This window comes from Streptomyces sp. NRRL WC-3605, from assembly GCF_001509795.1.
Lineage (GTDB): Bacteria > Actinomycetota > Actinomycetes > Streptomycetales > Streptomycetaceae > Streptomyces > Streptomyces viridochromogenes.
On record NZ_LLZN01000040.1, the window covers coordinates 1 to 26,084 of the forward strand.

The window sequence follows — 26,084 nt, forward strand, 5'->3', positions numbered from 1 at the left end:
ATCTGACAGCCCGACGCCGTCAGCTCCGCGATCTGCTGCAACGTCGCACCGATGTCGGACGTACGCGTCGTCGTCATCGACTGCACCGACACCGGGGCGCCGCCGCCGACCGCCACCGGTCCGACCTGGATCTGCCGCGACACGCGTCGCGCGGCGACCGGCCGGGCCGGTACCTCGGGGACGCCAAAGGAGATGGCGGTCATGGGGTCACTCCCGGTTTCCGGAGACGGTCTCGCGCATGGCGCGCAGCGACTCCTTGAGCGAGCCCATGGTGGCGAGCACGGCGGTGGGCTCGTAGCCGCAGTGCGCCATGCAGTTGGCGCAGCGCGGGTCCTTGCCGCGGCCGTACTTGTCCCAGTCGGTGTCCTCGATCAGCTCGCGGTACGTCGGGACGTAGCCGTCGCTCATCAGGTAGCAGGGGCGCTGCCACCCGAAGAGGGAGTAGTTCGGGATCGCCCAGGCCGTGCAGGGGAAGTCGACCTTGCCCTCGAGGAAGTCCAGGAAGAGCGGCGAGTGGTTCAGCCGCCACTTGCGGCGGTTGCCGCCGGCGAAGGCCTTCTTGAACAGTTCGCGGGTCTGCTCGACGCCGAGGAAGTGCTCCTGGTCGGGGGCCTTCTCGTACGCGTAGGCGGGCGAGATCATCATCTCGTCGACCTGGAGGTCGTCGTTGAGGAAGTTGAGCACCTCGATGATGGTCTGCGGGGTGTCGGTGTTGAAGAACGTCGAGTTGGTGGTGACCCGGAAGCCGCGCCGCTTGGCCTCCTTGATCGCCTCGACGGCCTCGTCGAAGACGCCCTCCTTCGCCACGGACTCGTCGTGGCGCTCCCGCAGGCCGTCGATGTGCACGGCGAACGCGAAGTACGGCGACGGCGTGAACTTGTCCATCTTCTTGCGCAGCAGCATGGCGTTGGTGCACAGGAAGACGTACTTGCGCTTGGCCACGAGCTGCCGCACGATCTCGTCGATCTGCGGATGCATCAGCGGCTCGCCGCCGGCGATGGACACCATCGGCGCCCCGGACTCCAGCACCGCGCCCACGGCCTGCGCCACGGGCATGCGCTGCTTCAGGACGCCCGCCGGATGCTGGATCTTGCCACAGCCCTCGCATTTGAGGTTGCAGGCGAACAGGGGTTCCAGCTCGACGATGAGCGGGAACTTGTCGCGCCGGCGGAGCTTCTGTTCAGCCAAGTAAGTAGCGACCTTGATGGACTGGCGCAGCGGCATGGCCATCTGGCTCACCTCCTGGGGAGCAGCAAGGAACGGTGCCATTCGTAGAAAGCAGGCAGAACGGAACGAAGAACGCGGAAGGCCGATATTCCACCGCGCAATGTGCCGATCCGGACGAGTTCATGTTCTGGAGCGTCCACGACCACCCGGACGGCCGCAACCGGGCGCTCGCCCGTGCGTACGGCGCTCAGGAGCGTGGCCGCGGATTCCATGTCGACCGCGATCGCGCCGGTCGTGAGCAGATCGGACCGTTCCTGACCGCGGACCACATGGTCCGAGCCGGTGAGCGGTCCGGTGTGGACGGTGCGGCCCGGGACGGACCGCGTGAGTGCTTTGACCAGTAGGTCGGTCCCCGTGCACGGAACGGTTCCCGCCGGATCCCGGGTCTCCTCGGCGACCACGAGGTCGCCGGGGTGCATTCCGGGGGCGAGGCCCGCGCAGAACCCGGTGGCGAGGACGGCGGCCTCCGCCAGTTCCGGGCCGGCCAGCAGACGGGTCACCGCGCGCTCCGCCGAACGGGGGCCCATGCCGGTGCGCAGCACGGTGACCGGCCCGCCGGCCCCGCCCCGGTCGCCGGTGCGCAGGGCGATCTGCTCGATGCCGAGCGCGCAGGCGATCAGCAGCGGGGCCGGGGCGGGCTGTGGGTTCATCCGCTCCCCTCGGCGTCGGCCGCGAGGGCGGTCGCCTTTCCGGCGAAAGGTTCCCCGTACAGGTACCGGCCGAGGGCGGTCAGCGGGAAGACCAGCCGGTAGAGGTGGTAGTTGATCGAGAAGTCCCAGGGGAAGCCGGTGCCGGTGAAGTACGGCTCGTCCCAGGTGCCGTCCGGCCGCTGGGTGACGGCCAGCCACTCGATGCCGCGCTCGACGGCCTTGGAGTCCTTCTCGCCCGCAGCGAGGAGCGCCATCAGCGCCCAGGCCGTCTGCGAGGCCGTCGAGGCGCCCTTGCCGCTCCACTCCTTCGCGTACTTGTAGGAGCGCAGGTCCTCGCCCCAGCCGCCGTCCTCGTTCTGGACGGACTCCAGCCAGGCGACGGCCCGGCGGATCGCCGTGTGGGAGCCGGGGAAGCCGGCGGCCGTCAGGGCCGGGACGACGGACCCGGTGCCGTAGAGGTAGTTGACGCCCCAGCGCCCGAACCACGAGCCGTTCGGCTCCTGTTCGGCGAGCAGCCACGCGATGCCGCGCCGGGTGCGCGGATCGTGGGCGAGCCCTTCGACGGCGAGCATCTCGACGACGTGCGCGGTGACGTCCGCCGAGGGCGGGTCGATGACCTCACCGAAGTCGCAGAACGGCAGCCGGTTCGGAAAAGGGCTGGTGTTGTCGACGTCGAAGGCGCCCCACGCCCCGTTGCGGGACTGCATGCCGAGGTTCCAGCGCACCCCGCGGCCGATCGCGCGTTCCATCCGCTCGGGGTCGTGGTGACGGACCCGGCGCAGCGCGAGGACGACCTCGGCGGTGTCGTCGATGTCGGGATAGTTGTCGTTGTGGAACTCGAACGCCCAACCGCCGGGCGGCAGTTGAGGGCGCCGGACCGCCCAGTCGCCGGGCCGCACGATCTCCTCGCCGAGCATCCAGTCGGCGGCCTTGACGAGCTGCGGGTGGTCGGCGGGCAGGCCCGCGTCCACCAGCGCGATGGTGGCCAGACAGGTGTCCCACACCGGTGACTGGCACGCCTCGATCATCCGGGCGCCGTCCTCGCGCCACACGGCGAAGCGGTCCAGGGACGCCAGTCCCTCGCGCATCACCGGGTGCTTCAGGTCGTAGCCGAGCAGGTGCAGCGCGATGACCGAGTACACCGCCGGGGGCTGGATGCCGCCCCAGCAGCCGTCGTTCTCCTGACGCTCGATGATCCAGCGGGCGGCGGTGTTCATGGCCGCCCTGCGGAGTCTGCGCGGGGCGACCTTGCGCAGTTGGTGCAGTGCTTTGTCCAGCCGCTGGAAGGCACCGTCCCAACTCGCCACCGGGGCCATCGGCTTGGGCGGGTTGGGGTTCGCCGGGTCGGTGTGCAGCTCGTCGAGCGGGAAGGGGGCGGGGCGTACCGGGCGCTTCGCGGAGACGATCGTCAGCGGGACGATGGTCTGCCGGGCCCAGCAGCCGAAGTCGTAGATGTTGAGCGGCACCCAGGTCGGGAAGTAGATGAGTTCCGGCGGGAGTTCGGGCAGGTCCTCCCACTTCCACCAGCCGAACAGGGCCAGCCAGATCCGGGTGAACACCCGGGCCTCGGCGATGCCGCCCCGGGCCCGGACCCAGGCGGAGGCCTTCGCCATGTGGGGCGCGTCGGGGGCGTCGCCGGCCAGCCGCAGGGCGACGTACGCCTCGATGGTGGTGGACAGTTCGCCGGGCCCGCCGTAGAAGGTGGCCCAGGTGCCGTCGTCGCGCTGCTCGCCGCGGATGAAGAGCGCGGCGGCGCGGGTGGTCTCCTCGTCGCGGATGCCGAGGAACTGACGCAGCAGCAGGTCCTCGGCGTCCATGGTGACGTTCGTCTCCAGGTCGCCCTTCCACCAGCCCTCGGGGTCCTGGCGGGCCAGGAGGTGGTCGGTGGCGCGCCGGACGGCGCGTTCGGCGGCCTCGTGCGCCCCGGCCGCCAGGGGGGTCTCGCTGTGGATGTCACTGGCCGCGGCGGCCCGGGGCGGCAGGGCCCCGGTGCTTCCGTCGGTCGTCGCTGTCATGGCTTCCCCTTCGTGCAGTGCTGCAAGCGGTGCGTCTGCTGTGGGTCCGCCGTCGGCCGGGGCGCTGCGTCCAGCGCCACCGGCCGGCGACTACGCGAGGACTATTCGACCGATACCGATCATCTCTCTTCCCCCGATGGTGTTCATCTCTTGCGGACGACGACGAAGTCGGCGAGCGCAGTGAACTGTGCACGGACGCGCTCGGGCATGTCGACGGCGTCGAGGGCCTCGACGGCGACGGTGTGCTGGCGGCGTGCCTCCTCGGCCGTCCACTCTCGGCCGCCCGCCTCCTCGATGAGGGCGGCGCGGGCCGCGAACTCCTCCTCGGAGAAGTTCTCGAAGTCGCTGCTCTTGGCGTCGGCGGCGAGGATCTCGCCGAGCCGGTCCGAGGCGCTGCCGCCCGCCGCGAGCGCGGCCACGACCGGCAGGGACTTCTTGCGCTGGCGCAGGTCGCTCCAGGTCTGCTTGCCGGTGGCGTCCGGGTCGCCCCAGATGCCGAGGAGGTCGTCGACGGCTTGGAAGGCGAGGCCGAGGTGGTAGCCGTACTTCTCCAGGGTGTCGGCGGTGCGCTCGTCCGCACCGCCGAGGACCGCGCCGATGGAGGAGGCGCAGGCCAGCAGGGCGCCGGTCTTGTTGCCCTCCATCTCCAGGCACTCCTCGACGCTGACGCGGTCGCGGTGCTCGTAGGAGATGTCCTGCGCCTGACCGTCGATCAGGGCGCGGGTGGCAGTGGTGAGCCGGCGGGCGGCGCGGCCGGCCTCGACGGTGCCGAGTTCGAGCAGGACGTCGTAGGCGAGGGCGAACAGGGCGTCGCCGACGAGGATGGCCTGGGCGGGGCCGTGCACCTTCCACACGGTGTCGCGGTGCCGGCGCTGCTCGTCGCCGTCCATGAGGTCGTCGTGCAGCAGGGAGAAGTTGTGGACCAGTTCGACGGCGACGGCCCCGGGGACGCCGGCCTCGGGGGCGGCTCCGGTGACCTCGGCGGAGAGCACCGCGAGGGCGGGGCGCACGGCCTTGCCGCCGTCGCCGGCCGTGGGGTTGCCGTGGGCGTCGATCCAGCCGAAGTGGTAGGCGGAGACGGTGTCCATGGGAGCGGCCAGGCGGTCGATCGCCGTCCGCAGTACCGGTGTGGCCAGGGTCCTCCCGCGCTCCAGGAGCGCGGTCACGTCGACCGCGGTCTCTCGAGCGGCCTTCTCGGCCGGGGGCACAGTGGGCACGGTCTCTCCTCTTGTTGCGGTACCGGGGGTGCGGGGGCCTGCCGCCGCGTGCTGGTTCAGCATCAGGCCGCCTCCTCGATGGCGAAGAGATGGCCGGGGCGGGGCCTGCCGAGCGCGCCGAGGGCGGCCTCGGCCGCTCCGACGCCGCTGCGGACCGCACTCTCCATGGTCGCGGGCCACCCGGTGGCGGTCCACGCTCCGGCCAGGTACAGGCCGGGTGCCTTGGTACGGGCGCCGGGCCGCAGCCGCCCGACGCCGGGGGTCGGGGCGAACGTGGCGGTGCGCTCGCGGGTCACGAAGAAGTCCTTGACGCGGGCGCCCCGGGTGCGTGGCAGGAGCCGCTCCAGCTCGGGCAGGTAGCGCTCCCGCAGGGTGGCCACGGGTGCGTCGATCTCGTCCTGCGCGGCCGACTGGGACACGGCGAGGTACTGGCCTTCGGTGAGCCCGGCCGCCTCGGTGCGGTCGAAGACCCACTGCAGCGGGGTACCGAGGGCCGTCAGGAAGGGGGCGGCGAGCACCTTGCGGTCGTAGACGACGTGGACGTTGAGGATCGGTGCGGTGCCGATGCGCAGCAGCCGCTCGGGGGCGTCGAGGGCCCCGTCGGGCAGCAGGGCGTGGGCCTCGCGCTGGGGTACGGCGAGCACGACGGCGTCCGCGGTGAGCGTCTCGCCGGGCACCTGGACGCTCCAGCGTCCGTCGGCGTCGCGGGAGAGGCCGGTGGCGCGGGTGCGCAGCTCGGTGCGTACGCCCGCGGAGTCGAGGGCCTTGCGCGCGAGCCCGTCGTGCAGGTCGCCCAGCGGGGCGCGGGACCAGCCGATGTCGGCGGCGCCCGGTTCGGACAGCAGGCCGGTCCTGAAGACCATGGCGGCGAGCCCCAGCGAGGCGTCGCCTGCGACGGCGTTGAGGGTGGCGACGCCCACCAGGTCCCACAGGGCCTCGACGGCGCGCGGGGACTGGCCGTGCGCGGCGAGCCAGCTGCCGAAGTCCTGGTCGTCGAGGGCCGGGTCGGCCGGGTCGAGGCCCTTGAGGGCGAGCGCGGCGCGTCCGACCTTCGCCCGTTCGGCGAGCGACAGGTGCGGATAGGCGGCGAGGCTGCGGCCGAGGTGCAGGGGGACGGGCAGCGGGTCGCGCCGCAGCCGGCCGAGCCGCCGTCCCTCGGGCTTGCCGAGGTCGACGACGGGCACGTCGAGACGTTCCTGCAGGGGGGCGAGAGCCGCCCCGTCGATCCGGTCGAGGAACCAGCGGTAGGCGGTGCAGCAGCGCAGGTAGACGTGCTGTCCGTTGTCGACGGTCAGGTCGCCGCGCCGGAAGGAGAAGGCGAGGCCGCCGAGCCTGGGCCGGCCCTCCAGCAGGGTGACGCGCACGCCGGCGTCGGCGAGCGCGAGCGCGGCGGTGACGCCGGCGAGCCCGCCGCCGATGACGACGGCGTCCCGTCCGGAGCGGTCCGGGGCGCCGGCGAGCGGCCCGTCGGGCCGTGTGCTGCCGTCGGTCATCGCGCGCCCTCCCCCGTGCGACCGCCGTGCCGGCATCCGGACGCCGTTCGGCCGGTCGTCGTCGTCAGGGACGCCGTACGGGCGCGGAGGGTTGCCCGCCGCTTTCCGCCCGGGTCGTCTCCGTGGGTGCCGCCTCGCAGCGCGCGGTCCATCAGGCACGCCTCCTGACGGCTCGCCGGGTCACGTGCCGGGTGTCCAGCCCGGACAGGCCGCGGACGGCGACGTACGCCTTCTCCCGGCCGGGCAGGGAGACGCGTCCGCGCAGGACGGCCTCCGGGTCGCGTTCGATGCGGTCCAGGAGGCGGCGGTAGATGCCGGCCATGGCGGCCACGCAGGCGCCGCTGCGCCGGTCGAGCATGGGGAGCAGCCGGTAGCCCTCGGCGAACAGGGCGCGGGCCCGGCGCACCTCGAAGTGCACGAGCCCGGCGAAGTCGGAGCCCTCCGGCGGGGTCGGCCCGTGGAAGCCGGCCGAGCAGCCGAACTTGGCCAGGTCGTCCGAGGGCAGATAGGTACGGCCGCCCTCGCCGTCCTCGCGGACGTCGCGCAGGATGTTGGTGAGCTGGAGGGCCAGGCCCAGGGTGTCGGCGTACTCGGAGGCGCGTTCGGCGCCGCGCGCGTGCGGTTCGGTGCCGAAGACGCCGAGCGAGAGACGGCCGATGGCGCCCGCCACACAGCGGCAGTACACCTTGAGGTCGTCCCAGGTCTCGTAGGTCTCGCCCCGGACGTCCATCAGCACACCGTCGATCAGCTCGTCCAGACCGCCGAGCGGGATCGGGAAGGTGGCGGCGGCGTGCGCGAGCGCGACGGCGACGGGGTCGGTGTCGTCCTCGTCGACCTCGCCGTCGCGGATCCGGGTCAGCACGTTCCGGGTGTCCTCGAGCCGGGCGGTCTTGACGTCGCCGGGCAGGGCGCCGTCGCCGATGTCGTCGACCCGGCGCGAGAACGCGTACAGCGCCGACATCGCCCGGCGCTTGGGCGTGGGCAGCAGCCGGATGCCGTAGGCGAAGTTCCGGGCCTGCCGTCCGGTGACGGTCTCGCAGTAGCTGTAGGCGGCGAGTACCGGTGCGGACACGTGTGGTGCAGACTCCACGGTCCGGATCACCCCTCTCCTCGCAGGGTCCCGCCCACCTCGCGCAGCAGCCGGAGCTTGCCGGCCTTGGGCGGGCCTGTGAGTACGTCGTATTCGGCGGCGGCGATCGCTTCGACGGCCGCCCTTCCCCCCGCCACGAAACCCGCCAGCAGCAGCTTGAGCCTGCCGTGGACGCTACCCACGAGAGGCGTGCCTTCATTCAGGAGGTTCCGGGCGCGTTCGGCTTCGTATGCAACCAGTGCGCGCACCGATGCGCCTGCTGTTTTCGCGGCCAGGTCGTTTTCGCCGACGTGGAAGCGCTTCATGTCCTCGGCGGGCAGATAGATCCGGTCACGTCCGAGGTCCTCGGCGACGTCCTGGAGGTGCTCGACGATCTGGAGCGCGGTGCACACCGCGTCGGAGCGGCGGATCCGCTCGGGCGTCGCGGTCCCCGTGACGGCGAGGACGAGCCGGCCCACGGGGTTGGCGGACAGTTCGCAGTAGGCAAGGAGGTCGTCGTAGGTCTCGTACCGGCCGACGAGCTGGTCCTGGCGGTTGGCGGCGATCAGGCCGAGGAAGGGCTCGGGGCTCAGCGAGCGGCGGCGGACCGTGGGCTGGAGGCGGCGCAGCAGGGGGTGGCGCGGGGTGCCGTCGAAGACGCGGCGCAGGTCGGCCTCGAAGGCGTCGAGGAGCACGAGACGGTCGTCGGCGTCGATGCCGGACACGCCGAGCAGGCGGGCGTCGGCACCGCCGGCGGCCAGGTCGCCGTCGCCGATGTCGTCGACGAGACGGGCGAAGCCGTAGACGGCCATGAGGTCGGTGCGCCAGGCCCTGGGCAGGAAGAACGGCGCCACGGGGAAGTTCTCCGCGGCGGCCTTGTCGAGGGTGGCGCGCTCCGGATCGGCGGCGAGCGCGTCGGCACCCGTCATCGTGGACTGCCCGGCGCGAAGACGGCGCACGCTGCGTGGAGCTGGGGAGTTTCCGTAGCCATTGCCGTCACATCTCCCGTTCTACACCGCAGACCCGATGCGCACTATTTCGGACACGCCGCCCGGACCTCCGTGCGGCGGCCCGGAGGCGGGCATCACGCCTTATCGCCCCACTTGCGCGTTTCGGTACCGGTACAGCTTACGTTGTACAACGCTGCACGGCTCCTGGGGGTGTCCTGCACATCACAAGAACACACCGATCCGCGCCAAGATTCCTCACGCCAGGCGGAGTTGACGTTTCCTTTGCAGACGCGGGGCCCCGCCGGAGCAGTTCCGGCGAGGCCCTGCGAAGCGTTCTGGGCCGCACGGCCCACCACGGGGTGGACTACTTGCCCGTGAACTTCTCGTACTCCTTGAGGACCTCGTCGGTCGGACCGTCCATCCGGAGCTCGCCGCGTTCCAGCCACAGGACGCGGTTGCAGGTGTCGCGGATCGACTTGTTGTTGTGACTGACGAGGAAGACCGTGCCGGCCTCCTTGCGCAGCTCGCGGATGCGGTTCTCGGAGCGCTTCTGGAACTTGCGGTCGCCGGTGGCCAGCGCCTCGTCGATCATGAGGACGTCGTGGTCCTTGGCGGCGGCGATGGAGAACCGCAGCCGGGCGGCCATGCCGGACGAGTAGGTGCGCATCGGCAGGGTGATGAAGTCGCCCTTCTCGTTGATGCCGGAGAAGTCGACGATGTCCTGGTAGCGCGCCTTGATCTGCTCGCGGGTCATGCCCATGGCGAGCCCGCCCAATATGACGTTGCGCTCGCCGGTGAGATCGTTCATCAGGGCGGCGTTCACGCCGAGCAGCGAGGGCTGCCCGTCGGTGTAGACCTTGCCCTTCTCGGCCGGGAGCAGGCCGGCGATGGCCCGCAGCAGGGTGGACTTGCCGGAGCCGTTGGAGCCGATCAGGCCGATGGCCTCGCCCCGGTAGGCGACGAAGGAGACACCGCGCACGGCGTGCACCTTGCGCACCCCGCGCTCCTCGCCGCGCTTGAGGATGCGGCTCAGGGCGGCGGTGGCGCTGCCCTTGCCGGACTTGGCGCCGTTGACGCGGTACACGATGTGCAGCTCGTCGGCGATGACGGTGGGGACGCGGTCCCCGACGCGCTCACCCGGGTTCTGCTCAGCCACGGCCGTACCTCTCCTCCGCCTTCCAGAAGTACACGAAGCCGCCCACGGCGAACAGCAGCGACCAGCCGAGCGCGACCATCCAGACGTGCTGCGGCAGGTTGGAGGAGCCGTAGCCGTCGATCAGGGCGAAGCGCATCAGGTCCATGTAGATCGCGGCCGGATTCCACTGCAGGACCGTGGCGATCCACTCCGGCTTGCCCTCCAGCATGATCGGGATGGAGAACATCACGCCGGACGCGTACATCCAGGTGCGCATCACGAACGGCATCAGCTGGGCGAGGTCCGGGGTCTTGGCGCCGGCCCTGGCCATGATCATCGCGAGGCCGGTGTTGAAGAAGAACTGGAGCACCAGCACCGGGACGATCAGCAGCCAGGACAGCGACGGGTAGCTGCCGAAGGCCACCGCCACGACGAACAGCACGACCATCGAGAACAGCAGCTGCTGGAGCTGCTGGAGCGCGAAGGAGATGGGCAGCGAGGCACGCGGGAAGTGCAGGGCGCGCACCAGGCCGAGGTTGCCGGAGATCGCGCGGACCCCCGCCATCACCGAGCTCTGGGTGAAGGTGAACACGAAGACGCCCGTGACCAGGAACGGCACGTACACCTCGCGGGACATGCCCCGGTCGGCCTGGAGGATCAGGCCGAAGATGAGGAAGTACACGGCGGCGTTCAGCAGCGGGGTGGCCACCTGCCAGAGCTGCCCGAGCTTGGCCTGGCTGTACTGGGCGGTCAGCTTCGCCCGCGAGAACGCGAGGATGAAGTGCCGCCGGTCCCGGAGCTGGCGGACGTACTCGAACAGCGAGGGGCGGGCGCCGCTCACGGACAGCCCGTACTTGGCGGCCAGCTCGGCCGCCGTGAGTCCCTCGTCGGGCGACGGCGGCGCGCTCACCGCGACCGGGCCGTCGTGCGTTGTCTCACTCACCAGTTGAAACTTTCGTCATCGAGATGCGCAGCCTGTGCGGGTCTGGCATGTACCTGCGGCCGGGGTGCGGGCCGGTGCTCCTTGGGGCCGAGCCTGTCAGATGACAGGGGGCCGGCCCAGTCGGGTCAGCCGCCACACCGTACGCCACTTCATGGGACGCCGGGGACCGCACGAAGTCGTCCATCCTTCCCGGAATCCCCCGAACCATGCCTTCAGCGCGGGCCCCGAGGGGCGCCGGAGAAGGGTGAGCAGCAGCCACACGCCGAGGTAGACGGGGACCAGCGGCGCGGGGAGGTTGCGGCGGGCGAGCCAGACCCGGTTGCGGGCGACCATGCGGTGGTAGACCGCGTGCCGGGAGGGCGCGGTCGTGGGGTGGTACAGCACCATGTCGGACCGGTAGTCGATCATCCAGCCCGCGTCGAGGGCCCGCCATGCCAGATCGGTTTCCTCGTGCGCGTAGAAGAATGCGTCCGGCAGGCCGCCGACTTCGGCGAGGACCTGGGTGCGCACCGCGTTGGCGCCGCCGAGGAAGGTGGTGACCCGGGAGGAGCGCATCGGGTCCGAGGCGCGCAGCCGCGGGACGTGGCGGCGCTGGGTGACCCCGGTCTCGGGGTCGGCGATGCGGAAGCTGATGATGCCGAGCTTCGGGTCGGCCTCGAAGGCCTGACGGCACAGCTCGGCGGTGTCGTGCCGGGCCAGCAGGCCGTCGTCGTCGAGGAAGAGCAGGACGTCGACGTCCCGGCCGCTCGGGCCGAAGGCCTCGATGCCGACGTTGCGGCCGCCGGGGATGCCGAGGTTCTCGGGCAGCTCGATCGTGCGGACGCCCTCGGGGACGTCCGGGACGGGTGAGCCGTTGCCGACCACGACGACCTGGACCGCGTCGCCGTCCTGCTTGGCGACCGAGTCGAGCAGGGCCCGCAGCTCCTCGGGGCGGTTGCCCATCGTGATGACGACCGCGCCGACCTTCATGGCGCTCACTTCAGCCTGCTCGAGGCGAGGATGGACACCAGGTGCAGCAGGGTCTGCACGAGGGCGATGCCGGCGAGCACCGCGACGCCGAGACGGGAGAAGAACAGGTCGCCGCGGACCTGGTCGGCGATCGCGAGGACCAGGATGAGCAGCGACGCCTCGATGCCGAGGATCAGCCGGTGGAACTTCAGGGCGGCGGCGGCCCGGCGGGCCAGCGCCATGCCCGAGGAGCGCATCTCGGCGGCGGCCTCCTTGACCGGCTCCTTGCCGGTCTGGTGGCGGGCGACGCCGACGAGGTCGGTCTCGGCCTTGATCAGGATGGCGCCGAGCGCGGCCAGCGTGCCGAGGAAGGCCCACAGCCAGTCGATACGGCCGCTGCCCCACAGGTCGGCGGCGCGCAGCCCGAAGCCGGTGAGCACGGCCGCGTCGGTGAGGTAGGCGCCGACGCGGTCGAGGTAGACGCCGCTGAGGGAGTACTGCTTGCGCCAGCGCGCGATCTCGCCGTCGACGCAGTCGAGCAGCAGGTACATCTGGACGCACACGACGCCCAGGACGGCGCCCGCGATCCCCGGCACGAGCAGTGCCGGGGCCGCGAGGACACCGAAGACGGTCATCAGGTACGTGAGCTGGTTGGGCGTGACCCTGGTGTTCACCAGGTAGCGGTCGACCCGCAGGGACACCTCGCGCATGTAGAGGCGTCCCATCCAGTGCTCACCGCTGCGCCGGTCCTTCACCCCCGCGGGGTGAACGACGGGGCGTAGTTCAGCTACCGATGGCCTTGACATAGTCGGCGTAGACGTCCTTGATCTGGTCGGTTGTCAGGTCGAGGTGTTCGAGGATCGTGTACCGGCCGGGCCGGGTCTGCGGAGCGAACTCCACGGCGCGGACGAACTCGTCGTCCGTGAACCCGATCTCGCTCGGCAGCACGGGCAGGCCGTGCCGGCGCAGCACCTCGGCCATGAAGGCCGACTCGTCGTGTGCCCCGCGCAGGTACATGGCGAAGGCCGCGCCCAGTCCGCACTGCTCGCCGTGGGCGGCGGCGCGCTTCGGGAACAGCAGGTCGAAGGCGTGGTTGATCTCGTGGCACGCGCCGGAGGAGGGACGGGAGTCGCCCGACACCGACATCGCGATACCGCTGAGCACCAGTGCCTCGGCCAGCACCTGGAGGAAGCCGGTGTCCCCTATGCCGCCGGGGTGCCGCAGCACGGCCTCGCCGGCCTGGCGGGCGATCGCGGCGGCGAGGCCGTCGATCTTCTCCCCCTTGACGCGGTGCGCGAGCTCCCAGTCGGCGATGGCGGAGATGTTGGAGATGGCGTCCCCGATACCGGCGCGCACGAAGCGGGCCGGGGCCTGGTGGATGACGTCGAGGTCGATGACGACGGCGATCGGGTTCGGCACGCCGTAGGAGCCGCGTCCGGCGTCGTTGTCGAGCGTGGCGACCGGCGAGCACAGTCCGTCGTGCGCGAGGTTCGTCGGCACGGCGACCAGGGGCAGGCCCACGCGGGCCGCGGCGAACTTGGCGCAGTCGATGATCTTGCCGCCGCCGAGCCCGACGACGGCGTCGTAGTGGCCGGCCTTCATGTCGCCGGCCAGCCGGATCGCGTCGTCCAGGGTGCCGCCGCCGACCTCGTACCAGGAGGCGCCGGGCAGCGCGGGGGCGAGCCGCTCCCGCAGCCGGGCGCCGGAGCCGTTGCTGACGGCGACGGCGAGCTTGCCGGAGTGGGAGATGCGCTCGTCGGCGAGGACGCACGCCAGATCGTCGAGGGCACCCGGGCGGATGTCCACGACGACCGGCGAGGGGATGAGCCGGGTCAGTACTGGCACGCGATCTCCCGTCCACGGGCGAGATCGTCGTGGTTGTCGATCTCCACCCACTTGACGTCGCCGATCGGCGCCACGTCGATCCGGAAGCCGCGGTTCACGAGCTCCTGGTAGCCGTGCTCGTAGAACTGCTGCGGGTCGGTCTCCCAGACCGCCTTCAGGGCGTCGGCCAGCTCGGGGGCGGCGTCGCCCTCGATGAGGGTGACACCGATGTACTCGCCGGTGGCCTCGGCGGGGTCCATCAGCTTGGTGATCTTCGTCATGCCCTTGGCGGGGTCGACGACGACTTTCATCTCCTCCTCGGCCAGGGACTTCACCGTGTCCAGGGCGAGGATGATCCGCCTGCCCTCGCCGCGGGCGGCGAGCAGCGTCTTCTCGACGGAGACCGGGTGCACGGTGTCGCCGTTGGCGAGGATCACGCCGTCCTTGAGGGCGTCACGGCCGCACCACAGGGAGTAGGCGTTGTTCCACTCCTCGGCCTTGTCGTTGTCGATGAGGGTGAGCTTGAGGCCGTACTTCGCCTCCAGCGCCGCCTTGCGCTCGTACACGGCCTCCTTGCGGTAGCCGACGATGATCGCGACCTCGGTGAGGCCGATCTCGGCGAAGTTGGCGAGAGTGAGGTCGAGAACCGTCGGTTCGCCCTCTATGCCCGCGGGGCCCACCGGCACCAGAGCCTTCGGGAGGCTGTCGGTGTAGGGGCGCAGACGCCGTCCGGCGCCGGCCGCCAGCACGAGGCCGATCATGCGGGTTCTCCTTCATCGTGTACGGCGGGTGCGCCGCCCTTGTGGGCGGTCACCCAGAAGCGGATGCTCTCGACGAGCACCACCAGGGCCACGGCCACGGCGAGAGCCGTGAGCGCGACCGTGAACTGCGACGCGGTGAGCACCGCGGCGAGGAGGGTGACGAGCAGGGTCCGTCCTTCGTGCCCCCCGATGGTGCGCACCAGCCAGGCCGGGGGCGCGCCGGCGCCACCGCGGATGCGGTACACCGTGTCGTAGTGATGGTAGGCGACGGCCGCCACCAGGCCGAAAGCCGCAGGAAGGGCTCCGTTCACGTCCGCCTTGGCGGCGAGCACGAGGACGGTGCAGTACTCCGCGGCCCGGAAGACCGGCGGGATCAGCCAGTCGAGGGCGCCCTTGAGGGGGCGGGCGACGGCGAGGCCCGAGGTCACGGCGTACACGAGCGCGGCGAGCGCCGGCCAGGGGGTGCCGAGTCCGGCCGCGGCGGACACGGCGACGACCAGGACCCCGCCGAGGAGGGCCACGGCCGGGAGGGCGAAGCCGGGCAGCCGCCGGGCGGGCTTCTTCAGCACGGCGGCGAAGCCGAGGCCGCGCGGTCCCGAGTCGGCGAGGTCGGCGAGCGCCTGGGCGGCCCGGTCGGTGCGGTGGGCCTTGCGGGTCAGCGAGCGCAGGACCCGGCCGGCCGTGGTGTACGTGGCGGCGAACGCGCACCCGACGAGCAGGGCGTAGAAGGTGATGCGGGGCGTCGTGAGCGCCGTCAGCACGGCGATCATGGCCCAGCGCTCGCCGATCGGCAGCACGATCATGCGCCGCACCCACACCGTCCAGCCGACGCTGTCGAGCTTGTCGGAGAGGGCGGCGGTGGGGCTGGTGTTGGCGGTGGCGTCGTGGTTGGCCTCGTTGAAGGAGAAGTCCACGACGTGCCGGCAGGTCTGCAGGATCATCGCGCCGAGGGCGAGCGCCCACACGTCGTCGCCGCCGCGGGCCGCGCCGAGGGCGAGGCCCGCGTAGTAGGCGTACTCCTTGGCCCGGTCGAAGGTGGCGTCGAGCCAGGCGCCGAGCGTGGAGTACTGCAGCGAGTAGCGGGCCAGCTGCCCGTCGGTGCAGTCGAGCACGAACGAGAAGATCAGCAACAGGCCGGCCGCGACGAACCCGCCGCGGGTGCCGGTGGCCGCGCAGCCCGCCGCGATCAGCGCGGTGATCAGGGACGCGGTGGTGACCTGGTTGGGGGTCAGGCCCCGCCGGGCGCACCAGCGCGCGATGTAGCGCGAGTAGGGGCTGATGCAGAAGGTCGTGAAGAAGCCGTCGCGGGCCTTCACGGCCGACTTCAGGCGTATGGCCTCGTCGTCGACGGAGGCGACGGACTGCCGGGCCTCGTTGCGGGCCTGCGGGTCGGCCGGGACGGCGGCGACCAGGCTGCCGAGCTCGGGACGGTGCACGTCGGTGCCCTCGGCGTCGAGGGCGGTGGCGACGCGGTCGGCGAGGCTGTCGACTGCCACGGCCGTGCCGCCGCCCGCGGACGTCTCGCGGGCCACGGCGCGGGTCAGCGCCTGCCGGCCTGCGGGCTGGGCGGTGACGGCGCCGGGGATCGCGGCGAGCGGGAAGCGGGGGTCGGTCAGGCCGAGACGCAGGGCGTGCACGTGACCGACGAAGCGGGCGTCGACCAGGGCGACGCGCTGGTCACCGGGGACTTGGGCGAGAAGGGTCTCGGCGTCGGCCGGATCCGAGGCGGTCCGGACGTCGTAGCCGAGGGACCGCAGATCGCCCTCGATCGACGATCCGGGGACCGGCTGACCGGTGAGGATGGCGGTCGGCAACCGAACTCACTCCCTGGGTGCCGGCGTGCTCACGCCGGTCATGTACATGGTGGCGGCGCCCCTTGCCGGTGGCGGCCGGGCGGCGTGTCGGCAGAGGCTATCGGATGACGGGAAGCCGACGTTCACCGGCCGTTCGGCGTGACGATCGACGTGGTTCGCCCGGTGCCGCCCGGCGATCATCATCGGGGATCGCGGGGGCCGCCCACAAACCCGGCCGGTACAGACCGGGGCACCGGGGACATTGCGGGAGGCCGTGGTGGGTCGGCATAGGGTGGGCGACCATGACATGGCTGATCACAGGCGGGGCCGGCTACATCGGAGCACATGTGGCGCGGGCCATGACGGACGCCGGGGAGCGGGTCCTCGCCCTGGACGACCTCTCGGCCGGGTTCCCGGCGCGGCTGCCGGCCGAGGTGCCGCTGGTGCGCGGCTCCTCCCTGGACGGCGACCTGCTCAAGCGGGTCTTCGCCGAGCACGGGGTGACCGGCGTGGTGCATCTCGCGGCCCGCAAGCAGGTCGCGGAGTCGGTGGCGCAGCCCACCCGCTACTACCGGGAGAACGTGGGCGGTCTCGCCACGCTCCTGGACGCGGCCGCGGAGTCAGGTGTCCGGCGCCTGCTGTTCTCGTCGTCCGCCGCCGTGTACGGCAACCCGGATGTGGACCTCATCACGGAGCGGACCCCGTGCGCCCCGGTGAACCCGTACGGCGAGACCAAGCTGGCCGGGGAGTGGCTGGTGCGGGCGGCGGGACAGGCGCACGGCATGGCGACGGTGTGCCTGCGCTACTTCAACGTGGCGGGCGCCGCCGCGCCGGAGCTCGCGGACACCGGCGTCTTCAACATCGTGCCCATGGTCTTCGACCGGCTCACCCGCGACGAGGCGCCGCGGATCTTCGGCGACGACTATCCGACGCCGGACGGCACGTGCGTCCGTGACTACATCCATGTCGCCGACCTCGCCGAGGCGCACCTGGCGGCGGCCCGTCGCCTGTCCTCGCCGGACGCGGGCGGCGACCTCACGCTGAACATCGGCAGCGGTACGGGGGTCTCCGTGCGCGAGCTGATCGACGTGATCGGTGAGGTGACCGGTGACCGGCGGCCTCCCGTGGTGGAGGGGCGCCGGCCCGGGGACGCGCCGCGCGCGGTCGCCTCGGCCGGGCTGGCCGCCCGGGAGCTCGGGTGGACGGCCCGGCGCGGGGTACGCGAGATGGTCGAGTCGGCGTGGGCCGGCTGGCGGCTCCACCACGGCGGCTGAGTCGCGCGGTCCGGGCGCGCGGCGCTGACCTGCGGAACGTTTCCGCAGGTCACGGCACATGACAACGGTATTCAACGCCGCGTTGCCGGATACCCCCTACCCGTAGTTGACTGTCATCCCGGACGGGCGGTCGCGATCGCCGTACGACCAGAAGGGCGGCTTCCCATGGGGGCTGGGCACGACCACGGGCACGCGCACGGGCCCCCGACCGGTACGGCGGCCGCCGCCTACCGGGGGCGGCTGCGGGTCGCGCTGGCGATCACGCTCGGGGTCATGGTGGTGCAGATCGTCGGCGGCGTCGCCGCGGACTCGCTGGCCCTGGTCGCGGACGCGGCGCACATGGCGACGGACGCGGTGGGTCTCGGCATGGCCCTGCTCGCGATCCACTTCGCGAACCGGCCGGCGAGCACGACCCGCACCTTCGGCTACGCCCGCGCGGAGATCCTCGCCGCCCTCGCCAACTGTCTGCTGCTGCTCGGCGTCGGCGGGTACGTCCTGTACGAGGCCGTCGAGCGGTTCTTCACCCCGGCGGACACCGAGGGCGGCCTGATGATCGTCTTCGGCTCGATCGGCCTGGTCGCCAACCTGATCTCGCTGTCCCTGCTGATGCGGGGCCAGAAGGAGAGCCTGAACGTACGCGGCGCGTTCCTGGAGGTGGCCGCGGACACCCTCGGCTCGCTGACGGTCATCGTCTCCGCCGCCGTGATCCTCGGCACCGGCTGGCAGGCCGCCGACCCGATCGCCTCGCTGGTCATCGGCGTCATGATCGTGCCGCGCACCCTGAAGCTGCTGCGCGAGACCCTCGACGTCCTGCTGGAGTCGGCGCCGAAGGGCGTCGACATGGACGAGGTGCGGGCGCACATCCTCGCCGTGGACGGCGTCGAGGACGTCCACGACCTGCACGCGTGGACGATCACCTCGGGGATGCCGGTGCTGTCCGCCCATGTGGTGGTGCGCTCCGACGTCCTGAACGCCATCGGCCACGAGAAGGTGCTGCACGAGCTCCAGGGGTGCCTCGGCCACCACTTCGACGTCGAGCACTGCACCTTCCAGCTGGAGCCCGCCGGTCACGCGCAGCACGAGTCCCGGCTCTGCCACTGACCCGGCCGGAACAGGCGTACGGTCGGACGGGACGCCCGTACGAACGCGGGTACGGCGATCCGGTGGTCCCCGGCTTCCTCGCGCCGCGGCGCCCCCGCGGGCGGTTCCCCACCCGCCGCGCCGGGCACGATCACTTGCCGGGAGTGCCGGATTCGTACGGCACACTTGGGGCGCAACACCGATGTGAAGGATGGGTATGCCGATCACACCTGCCACCTCGACGCAGAGTCCGTCGAAGGGCGCCGCCGCTGACGCGATTCTGCTGGAACTGGTCGACGAGAACGGTGTGACGATCGGCACCGCGGAGAAGCTCGCCGCCCATCAGCCGCCCGGGCAGCTGCATCGCGCGTTCTCCGTGTTCCTCTTCGACGAGCAGGGCCGGCTGCTGCTCCAGCAGCGGGCGCTCGGCAAGTACCACTCCCCCGGTGTCTGGTCCAACACCTGCTGCGGCCACCCCTACCCCGGCGAGGCCCCCTTCGCGGCCGCGGCCCGGCGCACGTACGAGGAGCTCGGTGTCTCCCCCTCGCTGATGGCCGAGGCCGGCACGGTCCGCTACAACCACCCGGACCCCGACTCGGGCCTGGTGGAGCAGGAGTACAACCATCTCTTCGTCGGCCTGGTGCAGGCCGCGCCGCGGCCGGACCCGGAGGAGGTCGGCGGGACCGCGTTCGTCACGGCTGCCGAACTGGCCGAGCGGCACGCGAAGGACCCGTTCTCGTCCTGGTTCATGACCGTGCTGGACGCGGCCCGTCCCGCCGTCCGCGAGCTGACGGGTCCGTCGGCCGGCTGGTGACGTTCCCGCCCGGCCGGGGCCCGGCCTACGGGTACGGGTCCCGGACCGGCTCGAGCGGGACGGCGGCCCAGATCACCTTCCCGCCGCTCGCCGTGTGCTCGACGTCGCAGACGCCGCCCGCCTCGCGGGTGATCTCGCGGACCAGGAGCAGCCCCCGGCCCCCGGTCTGCCCGTAGTCGGCCTCCAGGGCGGTCGGCCGGTAGGGGTGGTTGTCCTCGACGGACACCCGCAGCCACTCCGCGCCGACGGCGACCTCCACGGCGAGCATCGGTGACAGCAGCGCCGCGTGCCGTACGGCGTTCGTCACCAGCTCCGAGACGATCAGCAGCAGCCCTTGGACCAGGTCGTCCGGGACCGGTACGCCCTGGCGGTACAGCAGGTCCCGCACGGCGTGCCGGGCCTGCGGGACGGACGCCTCCACGGCGGGGGCGGTGAACCGCCAGACGCCCTCGTACGGCAGTGGGTCCGGCGGCCGTGGATCGAGGGAGTCCTCCGCGCCGCCCGCTGGGCGCGGGCCGGACCCGCGCCCGTGGTTCTCCATCGTCCGGTCGCCACCCTTGCGCTCGATTGTCACCACACGTCGAGTGTTGGGAACGCACCGGTCCCGACCGGAGAACTGAACAGAAGTCAGCAGGTATCGAGCGATTATGACCGTTGGCGTATGACACGGTCAGATGTGGGACCACTGTTGACCCCCCGGATGCCGACTTGGCGAACTATTCGGGTTGTACGGGTTTGGGGGCGTGCCGAGCGCGGACGATCCTTCCGGCGGCGGACCCTCCGCGGAGGGCCGTCCGGCACCGGCGGATAGCATCCCGCGCATGGAGCCCCAGCTGCTGCACCGCGTCGCCGACGCGGTCGCCACCGTCGTCGTCCACCATCCGGCCAAGCGCAACGCGATGACGGCCGCGATGTGGCGGGCACTGCCCCCGCTGCTCGACACGCTGGCCGCCGACCCGGACGTCCGGGCGCTGGTGCTGACCGGGGAGGGCGGGACCTTCTGCGCGGGCGCCGACATCTCGACGCTCCAGGGGTCCCCGCGGGAGGCGCAGGAGCTGGCCGTGGCTGCCGAGGAGGCTCTGGCGGCCTTCCCGAAGCCGACGCTGGCGGCGGTCCGGGGGCACTGCGTGGGCGGCGGGGCCCAGCTGGCGGCGGCGTGCGATCTGCGGTTCGCGCAGCAGGGCGCGCTGTTCGGGGTGACGCCCGCGAAGCTCGGGATCGTCTACCCGGCCTCCTCCACCCGGCGGCTGGTGTCGCTGGTCGGTCCGGCCACCGCCAAGTACCTGCTGTTCTCGGGCGAGTTGATCGACGCGGAGCGTGCCCTGCGCACGGGTCTGGTGGACGAGGTGCTGCCGGAGGGCGAACTGGACAAGCGGGTCGCGGAGTTCACCCGGGTGCTGGCGTCACGCTCGCAGCTGACGCAGGCCGCCGCCAAGGAGTTCGCGAACGGCCGCACCGACCGCGACGGGCACTGGGAGCGGCGGGCGCGCGAGAGCGGCGACACCGCGGAGGGGGTCGCCGCCTTCCTGGAGCGCAGGCAGCCGCGCTTCACCTGGACCGCGTCTACACGAGGGTGAACCGGCTGTCGGTGCGGAACTCCTCGACGAGGTGCGCGGGCGCCTTGAGCGGCGAGCCCGCGTCGTAGGGCGGCTGCGGGTCGTACTCGGTCAGCAGCTGGACGGCCTGGGCGTGCTCGTCGCCCGCGATCCGGCCCACCAGGGTGAGGGCCATGTCGATCCCGGCGGAGACCCCGGCCGCGGTGACGTACTTGCCGTCCGTGACGACGCGGTCCGCGGTGGGCTCGGCGCCGTACTGCGGCAGGAAGTCCAGGGTCAGCCAGTGCGAGGCGGCGCGGCGGTCCCGGAGCAGGCCGGCGGCGGCCAGGAGCAGCGAGCCGGAGCAGACCGAGGTCGTCCAGGCGGTCGTGGCGTCGGCGGTCCGGAGCCAGTCCAGGAGGGTCTCGTTCTCGATCTCGGTGAACGTCCCGGGGCCGCCGGGCACCACGACGACGTCGGGGTGCGGCACGTCGGCCAGGGCCTTGCCGGCGGTCAGCGTGAGGAAGCCGGTGTCGGCGCGGACCGGTCCGGCCTGCTCGGCGACGAAGTCGACGCGCGCGTCCGGGAGGCGGCTCAGCGCCTCGTAGGGGCCCACGACGTCGAGGGCGGTGAAGCGGTCGTACAGGACCATGGCGATCTGCATGGCGTTCCTTCCGGGTCGGGCGGGTGTCAGGGTGTGGAGGCGGGGCGGAAGCGGCGGCGGTACTCGGCCGGGGACACCCCGAGGGTCCGCACGAAGGCGCGGCGCATGGCCTCGGGGGTGCCGTAGCCGCCGGCCCGGGAGATCTCCTCGACGCCGTCGGTGGTGTCCTCCAGGAGGCGGCGGGCGTGTTCGAGGCGGACCCGGTCGACGTAGCGGCCGGGGGTCGTGCCGGTCTCGTCCTGGAAGGCGCGGGCGAAGTGGCGCGGGGAGAGGCTCGCGCGGGCGGCGAGCGCCTCGACCGAGAGGTCGGCCTCGGGATGCTCGGCGATCCAGCGCTGGACCTCCCGCAGCGGCTCGCGCCGCGCGGTCTGGGCGGCGAGCTGGGCGCTGAACTGCGCCTGGTTGCCGGGCCTGCGCAGGAAGACGACGAGGTGGCGGGCGATGCCGAGGGCGATGTCCCGGCCGAGGTCCTCCTCGACCAGGGCGAGCGCGAGGTCGATGCCGGAGGTCACGCCGGCGGAGGTCGAGACCTGTCCGTCGCGGACGTAGATGGGGTCGGGCTCGACGGCGACCTCCGGGTGGTCGCGGGCGAGCTTGCCGCAGTACGCCCAGTGGGTCGTGGCGCGGCGCCCGTCCAGGAGCCCGGCGGCGGCCAGCAGCAGCGAGCCGGTGCAGACGGAGACGAGGCGTTCGGCGGTGCGGGCGTGGGAGCGCAGCCAGTCGGTGAGGGCGGGGTCCGGGTCCCGGGTGCCGTGGCCGCCGGGGACGACGAGGGTGTGCGCGTCGAGCCGGTCGCCGAGCGCCTGGTCGGGTACGAGGGTCAGGCCGCCGGAGGTGCGGACGGGGCCGCCGTTCAGGGATGCGGTGCGGATGCGGTAGGTGCCCGGACGGTAGGTCTCCGCCCCGGCGAAGACCTCCAGCGGACCGCTGACGTCCAGGCTGAGGACGCCGTCGAAGAGCACGAAGAGAACGGTTCGCTGGGCCATGCCTTCGATTCTTCGGGCCCGGGCGGACGGCCGCAATGACGAGGACCCCACCTTTCCTGCCATGGCGGACGCGCGCCCCTGGCGACGTACCAAGCGGTTGGTAACCTCGGGCCATGACTACTGCCGCCCTGGAGCCGCGTGCCGGCCGACGCTGCCAGAACATGCTCAACTCCCTCCACGCGACGCTGTACTTCGCGCCCGAGACGGGCGAGGAGCTGGGCGCGCTCGGGATCACGCACCCCAAGGCCGTGAACTTCGCGGTGCGGGCGGCGGCGATGGGCCCGGTGGGCGCGGGCGCGGTGACGGCGGCGTTCTACAACTACAAGCACGAGGCCGTGGCCCGGCACGTCCCGGCCGTCTGGTCGGTCGCCTCGCCGGAGGCCGTTCTCGCGGCCCGCGCGCGAGCGGTGGACCGGACGCTGCGCCGGCTGCTCGGCGAGGAGGCGCTGGCGTCGGCGGAGATGACCGAGGCGGCCCGGCTCGCGCTGCGCGCCACCGAGGGGTGCTCCCGCAGCGCCCGGCCGCTGTACTCCGCATACGCGGACCTGCCCGTGCCCGACCAGCCGCACCTCGCGTACTTCCATGCGACGACGCTGCTGCGCGAGCACCGGGGCGACGGGCATCTGGCCGTGCTGATGTCGGCCGAGCTGGACGGCCTGGAGGCGGTGGTGACCCACACGGCGACCGGCAAGGGCATGACCCCGAAGTGGGTGTTCGCGACCCGCGGCTGGTCCCAGGAGGACTGGGACGCCGCCTGCGGCCGGCTGCGCGGGCGCGGCCTGCTGGACGAGGCGGGCGAGCTGACGCCCCAGGGAGTCGCCCTGCGCAAGGAGATCGAAGCCGAGACCGACCGTCTCGACCAGGCGCCGTACCGGCGTCTCGGGGCGGACGGCGTGGCCCGGCTGACGGAGCTGGGCGCCGGGTTCGCGCGCACGGCGGCCACGGCCGGGGCCTTCCCGCAGGACCTGCTCGGCAAGGGCTGAGAGAGATTGGCCCGGCACGGCTCCGCCGGGCATGACCAGCGCCGAGCGCGGTACCCGTGACCTCGACGGCCGACCGGCGGCCGCCGAGGAGAGGTGAACGACGTGTTCCGTGCCATCGCAGATGTCCTGCGTCAGATCGGCGGCGCCATCGCCACCGTGGTGACGCTTCCGTTCCGGGCGCTCGCCCGGCTGTTCGGCGGGGCGTCCGGCAGCGCTCGCGGCCGCCGGGCCTGACCCGCCCCGCCACGACGGGCCCGGGACCCGCCCTGATCCCCGGTTGTCGGCGCCACCTGCCACAATTGCCGCGCAACCTCAGTCAGAAGGCGGGACGGGATCGTGACGACACCCCTCGTAGGGTCCATCGAAGGCAGGATCGCCGCAGAGCTCGGCGTACGGGAGCGGCAGGTGAAGGCTGCCGTGGAGCTGCTCGACGGCGGTTCGACGGTGCCTTTCATCGCCCGCTACCGCAAGGAAGCGACCGAGATGCTCGACGACGCGCAGTTGCGCACGCTCGAGGAGCGGCTGCGCTACCTGCGGGAGCTGGAGGAGCGGCGGACGGCGATCCTGGACTCGGTGCGGGAGCAGGGCAAGCTGACCGAGGAGCTGGAGGCGCGGATCCGCGGCGCCGAGACCAAGGCCCGCCTGGAGGACATCTACCTGCCGTTCAAGCCCAAGCGCCGCACCAAGGCGCAGATCGCCCGGGAGGCCGGCCTCGAGCCGCTGGCCGAGGGCCTGCTCGACGACCCGACCGTCGAGCCCCTGGCCGCCGCCTCCGCGTTCGTGGACGCGGACAAGGGCGTCGCCGATCCGCAGGCCGCCCTGGACGGCGCCCGGGCCATCCTGACGGAGCGCTTCTCCGAGGACGCCGACCTGATCGGTGAGCTGCGCGAGCGCATGTGGACGCGCGGGCGCCTTGCCGCCAAGGTCCGCGAGGGCAAGGAGGAGGCGGGCGCCAAGTTCGCCGACTACTTCGACTTCGTTGAGCCGTTCACCGCGCTGCCCTCGCACCGGATCCTGGCGATGCTGCGGGGCGAGAAGGAGGAGGTCCTCGACCTCGTCCTGGAGCCGGAGGAGCCCACCGACGGCCCGTCCTCGTACGAGGGGATGATCGCGCACCGGTTCCGGATCGCCGACCGCGGGCGTCCCGCCGACAAGTGGCTCCAGGACACGGTCCGCTGGGCCTGGCGCACCCGCGTCCTCGTCCACCTCGGCATCGACCTGCGGCTGCGCCTGCGGACGGCCGCCGAGGACGACGCCGTCGGCGTGTTCGCCGCCAACCTCCGCGACCTGCTGCTGGCCGCCCCGGCCGGCACCCGGGCGACGCTGGGCCTCGACCCCGGATTCCGCACCGGCGTCAAGGTCGCCGTCGTGGACGCCACCGGCAAGGTCGTCGCCACCGACGTCATCCACCCGCACGTCCCGGCCAACCGCTGGGACGAGGCCATCGCCAAGCTGGCCCGGCTGGCGAAGGAGCACGCGGTCGAGCTCGTCGCGATCGGCAACGGCACGGCGTCCCGCGAGACCGACAAGCTCGCCGGTGAACTGATCACCCGGCACCCGGAGCTGAAGCTCACCAAGGTGATGGTGTCCGAGGCCGGCGCCTCCGTGTACTCGGCCTCCGCCTTCGCCTCGCAGGAACTGCCCGACATGGACGTGTCGCTGCGCGGCGCGGTGTCGATCGCCCGCCGGCTGCAGGACCCGCTGGCCGAGCTGGTGAAGATCGACCCGAAGTCGATCGGCGTCGGCCAGTACCAGCACGACCTGTCCGAGGTGAAGCTCTCGCGCTCGCTGGACGCGGTCGTCGAGGACTGTGTGAACGGCGTGGGCGTGGACGTCAACACGGCGTCGGCGCCGCTGCTCGCGCGGGTCTCCGGCATCACCTCCGGTCTCGCGGAGAACATCGTGTCCCACCGGGACGCCAACGGCCCCTTCACCTCCCGCGGGCAGCTGAAGAAGGTGGCGCGGCTCGGCCCGAAGGCCTACGAGCAGTGCGCGGGCTTCCTGCGCATCCGCGGCGGCGAGGACCCGCTGGACGCGTCCAGCGTCCACCCCGAGTCCTACCCGGTGGTGCGGCGGATCGTGAAGACGTCCGGTCAGGACGTGGCCGCGCTGATCGGCAACACCGGGGTGCTGCGCTCGCTGCGGCCCGACGACTTCGTGGACGAGACGTTCGGTCTGCCGACCGTGACGGACATCCTCAAGGAGCTGGAGAAGCCCGGCCGCGACCCGCGCCCGGCCTTCCGTACGGCGACCTTCAAGGAGGGCGTCGAGAAGATCGCCGACCTGTCCTCGGGGATGGTCCTGGAGGGCGTCGTCACCAACGTGGCGGCGTTCGGGGCGTTCATCGACATCGGCGTCCACCAGGACGGTCTGGCGCATGTCTCGGCGCTGTCGAAGACGTTCGTGAAGGACCCGCGGGACGTGGTGAAGCCCGGCGACATCGTCAAGGTGAAGGTCCTCGACGTGGACATCCCGCGCAAGCGGATCTCGCTGACGCTCCGCCTGGACGACGAGGCCGCTCCCCAGGACCGGCAGGGCGGCGGCGAGCGACGCCAGCGCGGCGGACGTCCTCCGCAGCAGCGTCAGGGCGGTGGTGGCCGGGGCGGCCGGGGCGGCCAGGGCGGCGGCTCCCGCCAGGCACCGCCCCCGGCGAACAGCGCGATGGCGGACGCCCTGCGCAAGGCGGGCCTGCTCGACGGGAAGAACGGCAAGCGCTGACCGGT

26 protein-coding genes are annotated in these 26,084 nt (G+C 72.3%); 7 read left to right on the forward strand and 19 right to left on the reverse strand.

Annotation, left to right across the window (positions count from 1 at the left end; genetic code table 11):
* The 16 genes from ADL34_RS07920 to ADL34_RS07990 form a co-directional block, all read right to left on the reverse strand.
* A partial coding sequence (locus ADL34_RS07920; protein WP_159038901.1) for a flavodoxin-dependent (E)-4-hydroxy-3-methylbut-2-enyl-diphosphate synthase occupies nucleotides 1–203 on the reverse strand: 203 nt, incomplete at its 3' end.
* Nucleotides 204–207: 4 nt separating this feature from the next.
* Entirely contained in the window at nucleotides 208–1,230 is a 1,023-nt protein-coding gene (hpnH, locus tag ADL34_RS07925) for an adenosyl-hopene transferase HpnH (RefSeq protein WP_055619147.1), read from the reverse strand.
* A gap of 5 nt (nucleotides 1,231–1,235) precedes the next feature.
* Nucleotides 1,236–1,877: a 1-hydroxy-2-methyl-2-butenyl 4-diphosphate reductase gene (locus tag ADL34_RS07930; protein WP_062665305.1), complete on the reverse strand. Its 642-nt coding sequence runs from the start codon at nucleotides 1,875–1,877 to the stop codon at nucleotides 1,236–1,238.
* On the reverse strand, nucleotides 1,874–3,892 hold the full coding sequence (gene shc / locus ADL34_RS07935) for a squalene--hopene cyclase (protein WP_062665308.1): 2,019 nt from the start codon (nucleotides 3,890–3,892) through the stop codon (nucleotides 1,874–1,876). Before shc ends, ADL34_RS07930 begins: the two co-directional genes overlap by 4 nt.
* Nucleotides 3,893–4,035: 143 nt before the next feature.
* Complete coding sequence (locus ADL34_RS07940) at nucleotides 4,036–5,172, reverse strand: polyprenyl synthetase family protein (protein WP_079034024.1); 1,137 nt, start codon at nucleotides 5,170–5,172, stop codon at nucleotides 4,036–4,038.
* Nucleotides 5,172–6,602, reverse strand: a complete 1,431-nt coding sequence (gene hpnE / locus ADL34_RS07945; RefSeq protein ID WP_062665312.1) for a hydroxysqualene dehydroxylase HpnE — start codon at nucleotides 6,600–6,602, stop codon at nucleotides 5,172–5,174. Before hpnE ends, ADL34_RS07940 begins: the two co-directional genes overlap by 1 nt.
* A complete protein-coding gene (locus ADL34_RS37200) occupies nucleotides 6,599–6,754 on the reverse strand; it encodes a DUF6380 family protein (RefSeq protein WP_400092227.1) in 156 nt (51 codons plus the stop codon). The genes hpnE and ADL34_RS37200 overlap by 4 nt, the downstream gene beginning before the upstream one ends.
* Nucleotides 6,754–7,704: a presqualene diphosphate synthase HpnD gene (gene hpnD, locus ADL34_RS07950; RefSeq protein ID WP_062665314.1), complete on the reverse strand. Its 951-nt coding sequence runs from the start codon at nucleotides 7,702–7,704 to the stop codon at nucleotides 6,754–6,756. The genes ADL34_RS37200 and hpnD overlap by 1 nt, the downstream gene beginning before the upstream one ends.
* Nucleotides 7,701–8,600, reverse strand: a complete 900-nt coding sequence (gene hpnC, locus ADL34_RS07955; RefSeq protein ID WP_062665473.1) for a squalene synthase HpnC — start codon at nucleotides 8,598–8,600, stop codon at nucleotides 7,701–7,703. The genes hpnD and hpnC overlap by 4 nt, the downstream gene beginning before the upstream one ends.
* A 385-nt stretch (nucleotides 8,601–8,985) precedes the next feature.
* Complete coding sequence (locus ADL34_RS07960; RefSeq protein ID WP_062665316.1) at nucleotides 8,986–9,777, reverse strand: ABC transporter ATP-binding protein; 792 nt, start codon at nucleotides 9,775–9,777, stop codon at nucleotides 8,986–8,988.
* The gene (locus tag ADL34_RS07965; RefSeq protein WP_062665318.1) at nucleotides 9,770–10,699 is read right to left on the reverse strand and encodes an ABC transporter permease; all 930 of its coding nucleotides are present in this window, start codon (nucleotides 10,697–10,699) and stop codon (nucleotides 9,770–9,772) included. Before ADL34_RS07965 ends, ADL34_RS07960 begins: the two co-directional genes overlap by 8 nt.
* Before the next feature lie 96 nt (nucleotides 10,700–10,795).
* A complete protein-coding gene (locus ADL34_RS07970) occupies nucleotides 10,796–11,668 on the reverse strand; it encodes a glycosyltransferase family 2 protein (protein WP_062665320.1) in 873 nt (290 codons plus the stop codon).
* 5 nt (nucleotides 11,669–11,673) lie between these two features.
* Nucleotides 11,674–12,453: a CDP-alcohol phosphatidyltransferase family protein gene (locus ADL34_RS07975; protein WP_079034025.1), complete on the reverse strand. Its 780-nt coding sequence runs from the start codon at nucleotides 12,451–12,453 to the stop codon at nucleotides 11,674–11,676.
* A complete protein-coding gene (locus tag ADL34_RS07980; protein ID WP_062665323.1) occupies nucleotides 12,431–13,492 on the reverse strand; it encodes an iron-containing alcohol dehydrogenase family protein in 1,062 nt (353 codons plus the stop codon). The genes ADL34_RS07975 and ADL34_RS07980 overlap by 23 nt, the downstream gene beginning before the upstream one ends.
* On the reverse strand, nucleotides 13,480–14,232 hold the full coding sequence (locus ADL34_RS07985; protein WP_062665325.1) for a sugar phosphate nucleotidyltransferase: 753 nt from the start codon (nucleotides 14,230–14,232) through the stop codon (nucleotides 13,480–13,482). Before ADL34_RS07985 ends, ADL34_RS07980 begins: the two co-directional genes overlap by 13 nt.
* Nucleotides 14,229–16,046, reverse strand: a complete 1,818-nt coding sequence (locus ADL34_RS07990; RefSeq protein ID WP_062665327.1) for a DUF5941 domain-containing protein — start codon at nucleotides 16,044–16,046, stop codon at nucleotides 14,229–14,231. The genes ADL34_RS07985 and ADL34_RS07990 overlap by 4 nt, the downstream gene beginning before the upstream one ends.
* A gap of 281 nt (nucleotides 16,047–16,327) precedes the next feature.
* Here ADL34_RS07990 and galE point away from each other — a divergent pair, with 281 nt between their 5' ends.
* From galE to idi, 3 genes are all read left to right on the forward strand, one after another.
* The gene (gene galE, locus ADL34_RS07995; protein ID WP_062665329.1) at nucleotides 16,328–17,299 is read left to right on the forward strand and encodes a UDP-glucose 4-epimerase GalE; all 972 of its coding nucleotides are present in this window, start codon (nucleotides 16,328–16,330) and stop codon (nucleotides 17,297–17,299) included.
* 165 nt (nucleotides 17,300–17,464) lie between these two features.
* Complete coding sequence (locus ADL34_RS08000; protein ID WP_062665331.1) at nucleotides 17,465–18,400, forward strand: cation diffusion facilitator family transporter; 936 nt, start codon at nucleotides 17,465–17,467, stop codon at nucleotides 18,398–18,400.
* Nucleotides 18,401–18,596: 196 nt separating this feature from the next.
* Entirely contained in the window at nucleotides 18,597–19,193 is a 597-nt protein-coding gene (idi, locus tag ADL34_RS08005) for an isopentenyl-diphosphate Delta-isomerase (RefSeq protein WP_062665333.1), read from the forward strand.
* 25 nt (nucleotides 19,194–19,218) lie between these two features.
* Here the strand turns inward: idi and ADL34_RS08010 are convergent, their stop codons facing one another.
* Complete coding sequence (locus ADL34_RS08010) at nucleotides 19,219–19,734, reverse strand: ATP-binding protein (RefSeq protein ID WP_062665335.1); 516 nt, start codon at nucleotides 19,732–19,734, stop codon at nucleotides 19,219–19,221.
* Nucleotides 19,735–20,014: 280 nt separating this feature from the next.
* Here ADL34_RS08010 and ADL34_RS08015 point away from each other — a divergent pair, with 280 nt between their 5' ends.
* Nucleotides 20,015–20,770, forward strand: a complete 756-nt coding sequence (locus ADL34_RS08015) for an enoyl-CoA hydratase/isomerase family protein (protein ID WP_062665337.1) — start codon at nucleotides 20,015–20,017, stop codon at nucleotides 20,768–20,770.
* Here ADL34_RS08015 and ADL34_RS08020 read toward each other — a convergent pair.
* Both ADL34_RS08020 and ADL34_RS08025 read right to left on the reverse strand, forming a co-directional pair.
* Nucleotides 20,757–21,392: a DJ-1/PfpI family protein gene (locus ADL34_RS08020; RefSeq protein ID WP_062665339.1), complete on the reverse strand. Its 636-nt coding sequence runs from the start codon at nucleotides 21,390–21,392 to the stop codon at nucleotides 20,757–20,759. The genes ADL34_RS08015 and ADL34_RS08020 overlap by 14 nt on opposite strands.
* A 26-nt stretch (nucleotides 21,393–21,418) precedes the next feature.
* Entirely contained in the window at nucleotides 21,419–22,378 is a 960-nt protein-coding gene (locus tag ADL34_RS08025) for a GlxA family transcriptional regulator (protein WP_062665341.1), read from the reverse strand.
* A gap of 113 nt (nucleotides 22,379–22,491) precedes the next feature.
* On the opposite strand from ADL34_RS08025, the gene ADL34_RS08030 reads away from it, so the two are divergent.
* The 3 genes from ADL34_RS08030 (at nucleotide 22,492) to ADL34_RS08035 (ending at nucleotide 26,079) form a co-directional block, all read left to right on the forward strand.
* A complete protein-coding gene (locus tag ADL34_RS08030) occupies nucleotides 22,492–23,361 on the forward strand; it encodes an SCO6745 family protein (protein ID WP_062665343.1) in 870 nt (289 codons plus the stop codon).
* Between the two features lie 102 nt (nucleotides 23,362–23,463).
* On the forward strand, nucleotides 23,464–23,595 hold the full coding sequence (locus ADL34_RS36040) for an LPFR motif small protein (RefSeq protein ID WP_256959483.1): 132 nt from the start codon (nucleotides 23,464–23,466) through the stop codon (nucleotides 23,593–23,595).
* Between the two features lie 102 nt (nucleotides 23,596–23,697).
* A complete protein-coding gene (locus ADL34_RS08035) occupies nucleotides 23,698–26,079 on the forward strand; it encodes a Tex family protein (protein ID WP_062665345.1) in 2,382 nt (793 codons plus the stop codon).
* The last annotated feature ends 5 nt before the right edge of the window (nucleotides 26,080–26,084 follow it).

Excerpts from the sequence above, each read along its gene's own strand:
- hpnH (WP_055619147.1), bottom strand. The coding sequence starts at position 1,230 with ATGGCCATGCCGCTGCGCCAGTCCATCAAGGTCGCTACTTACTTGGCT.
- ADL34_RS07930 (WP_062665305.1), bottom strand. The coding sequence starts at position 1,877 with ATGAACCCACAGCCCGCCCCGGCCCCGCTGCTGATCGCCTGCGCGCTC.
- shc (WP_062665308.1), bottom strand. The coding sequence starts at position 3,892 with ATGACAGCGACGACCGACGGAAGCACCGGGGCCCTGCCGCCCCGGGCC.
- ADL34_RS07940 (WP_079034024.1), bottom strand. The coding sequence starts at position 5,172 with ATGCTGAACCAGCACGCGGCGGCAGGCCCCCGCACCCCCGGTACCGCA.
- hpnE (WP_062665312.1), bottom strand. The coding sequence starts at position 6,602 with ATGACCGACGGCAGCACACGGCCCGACGGGCCGCTCGCCGGCGCCCCG.
- ADL34_RS37200 (WP_400092227.1), bottom strand. The coding sequence starts at position 6,754 with ATGGACCGCGCGCTGCGAGGCGGCACCCACGGAGACGACCCGGGCGGA.
- hpnC (WP_062665473.1), bottom strand. The coding sequence starts at position 8,600 with ATGACGGGTGCCGACGCGCTCGCCGCCGATCCGGAGCGCGCCACCCTC.
- ADL34_RS07970 (WP_062665320.1), bottom strand. The coding sequence starts at position 11,668 with ATGAAGGTCGGCGCGGTCGTCATCACGATGGGCAACCGCCCCGAGGAG.
- ADL34_RS07975 (WP_079034025.1), bottom strand. The coding sequence starts at position 12,453 with ATGTCAAGGCCATCGGTAGCTGAACTACGCCCCGTCGTTCACCCCGCG.
- ADL34_RS07985 (WP_062665325.1), bottom strand. The coding sequence starts at position 14,232 with ATGATCGGCCTCGTGCTGGCGGCCGGCGCCGGACGGCGTCTGCGCCCC.
- galE (WP_062665329.1), top strand. The coding sequence starts at position 16,328 with ATGACATGGCTGATCACAGGCGGGGCCGGCTACATCGGAGCACATGTG.
- ADL34_RS08000 (WP_062665331.1), top strand. The coding sequence starts at position 17,465 with ATGGGGGCTGGGCACGACCACGGGCACGCGCACGGGCCCCCGACCGGT.
- idi (WP_062665333.1), top strand. The coding sequence starts at position 18,597 with ATGCCGATCACACCTGCCACCTCGACGCAGAGTCCGTCGAAGGGCGCC.
- ADL34_RS08010 (WP_062665335.1), bottom strand. The coding sequence starts at position 19,734 with ATGGAGAACCACGGGCGCGGGTCCGGCCCGCGCCCAGCGGGCGGCGCG.
- ADL34_RS08015 (WP_062665337.1), top strand. The coding sequence starts at position 20,015 with ATGGAGCCCCAGCTGCTGCACCGCGTCGCCGACGCGGTCGCCACCGTC.
- ADL34_RS08020 (WP_062665339.1), bottom strand. The coding sequence starts at position 21,392 with ATGCAGATCGCCATGGTCCTGTACGACCGCTTCACCGCCCTCGACGTC.
- ADL34_RS08025 (WP_062665341.1), bottom strand. The coding sequence starts at position 22,378 with ATGGCCCAGCGAACCGTTCTCTTCGTGCTCTTCGACGGCGTCCTCAGC.
- ADL34_RS08030 (WP_062665343.1), top strand. The coding sequence starts at position 22,492 with ATGACTACTGCCGCCCTGGAGCCGCGTGCCGGCCGACGCTGCCAGAAC.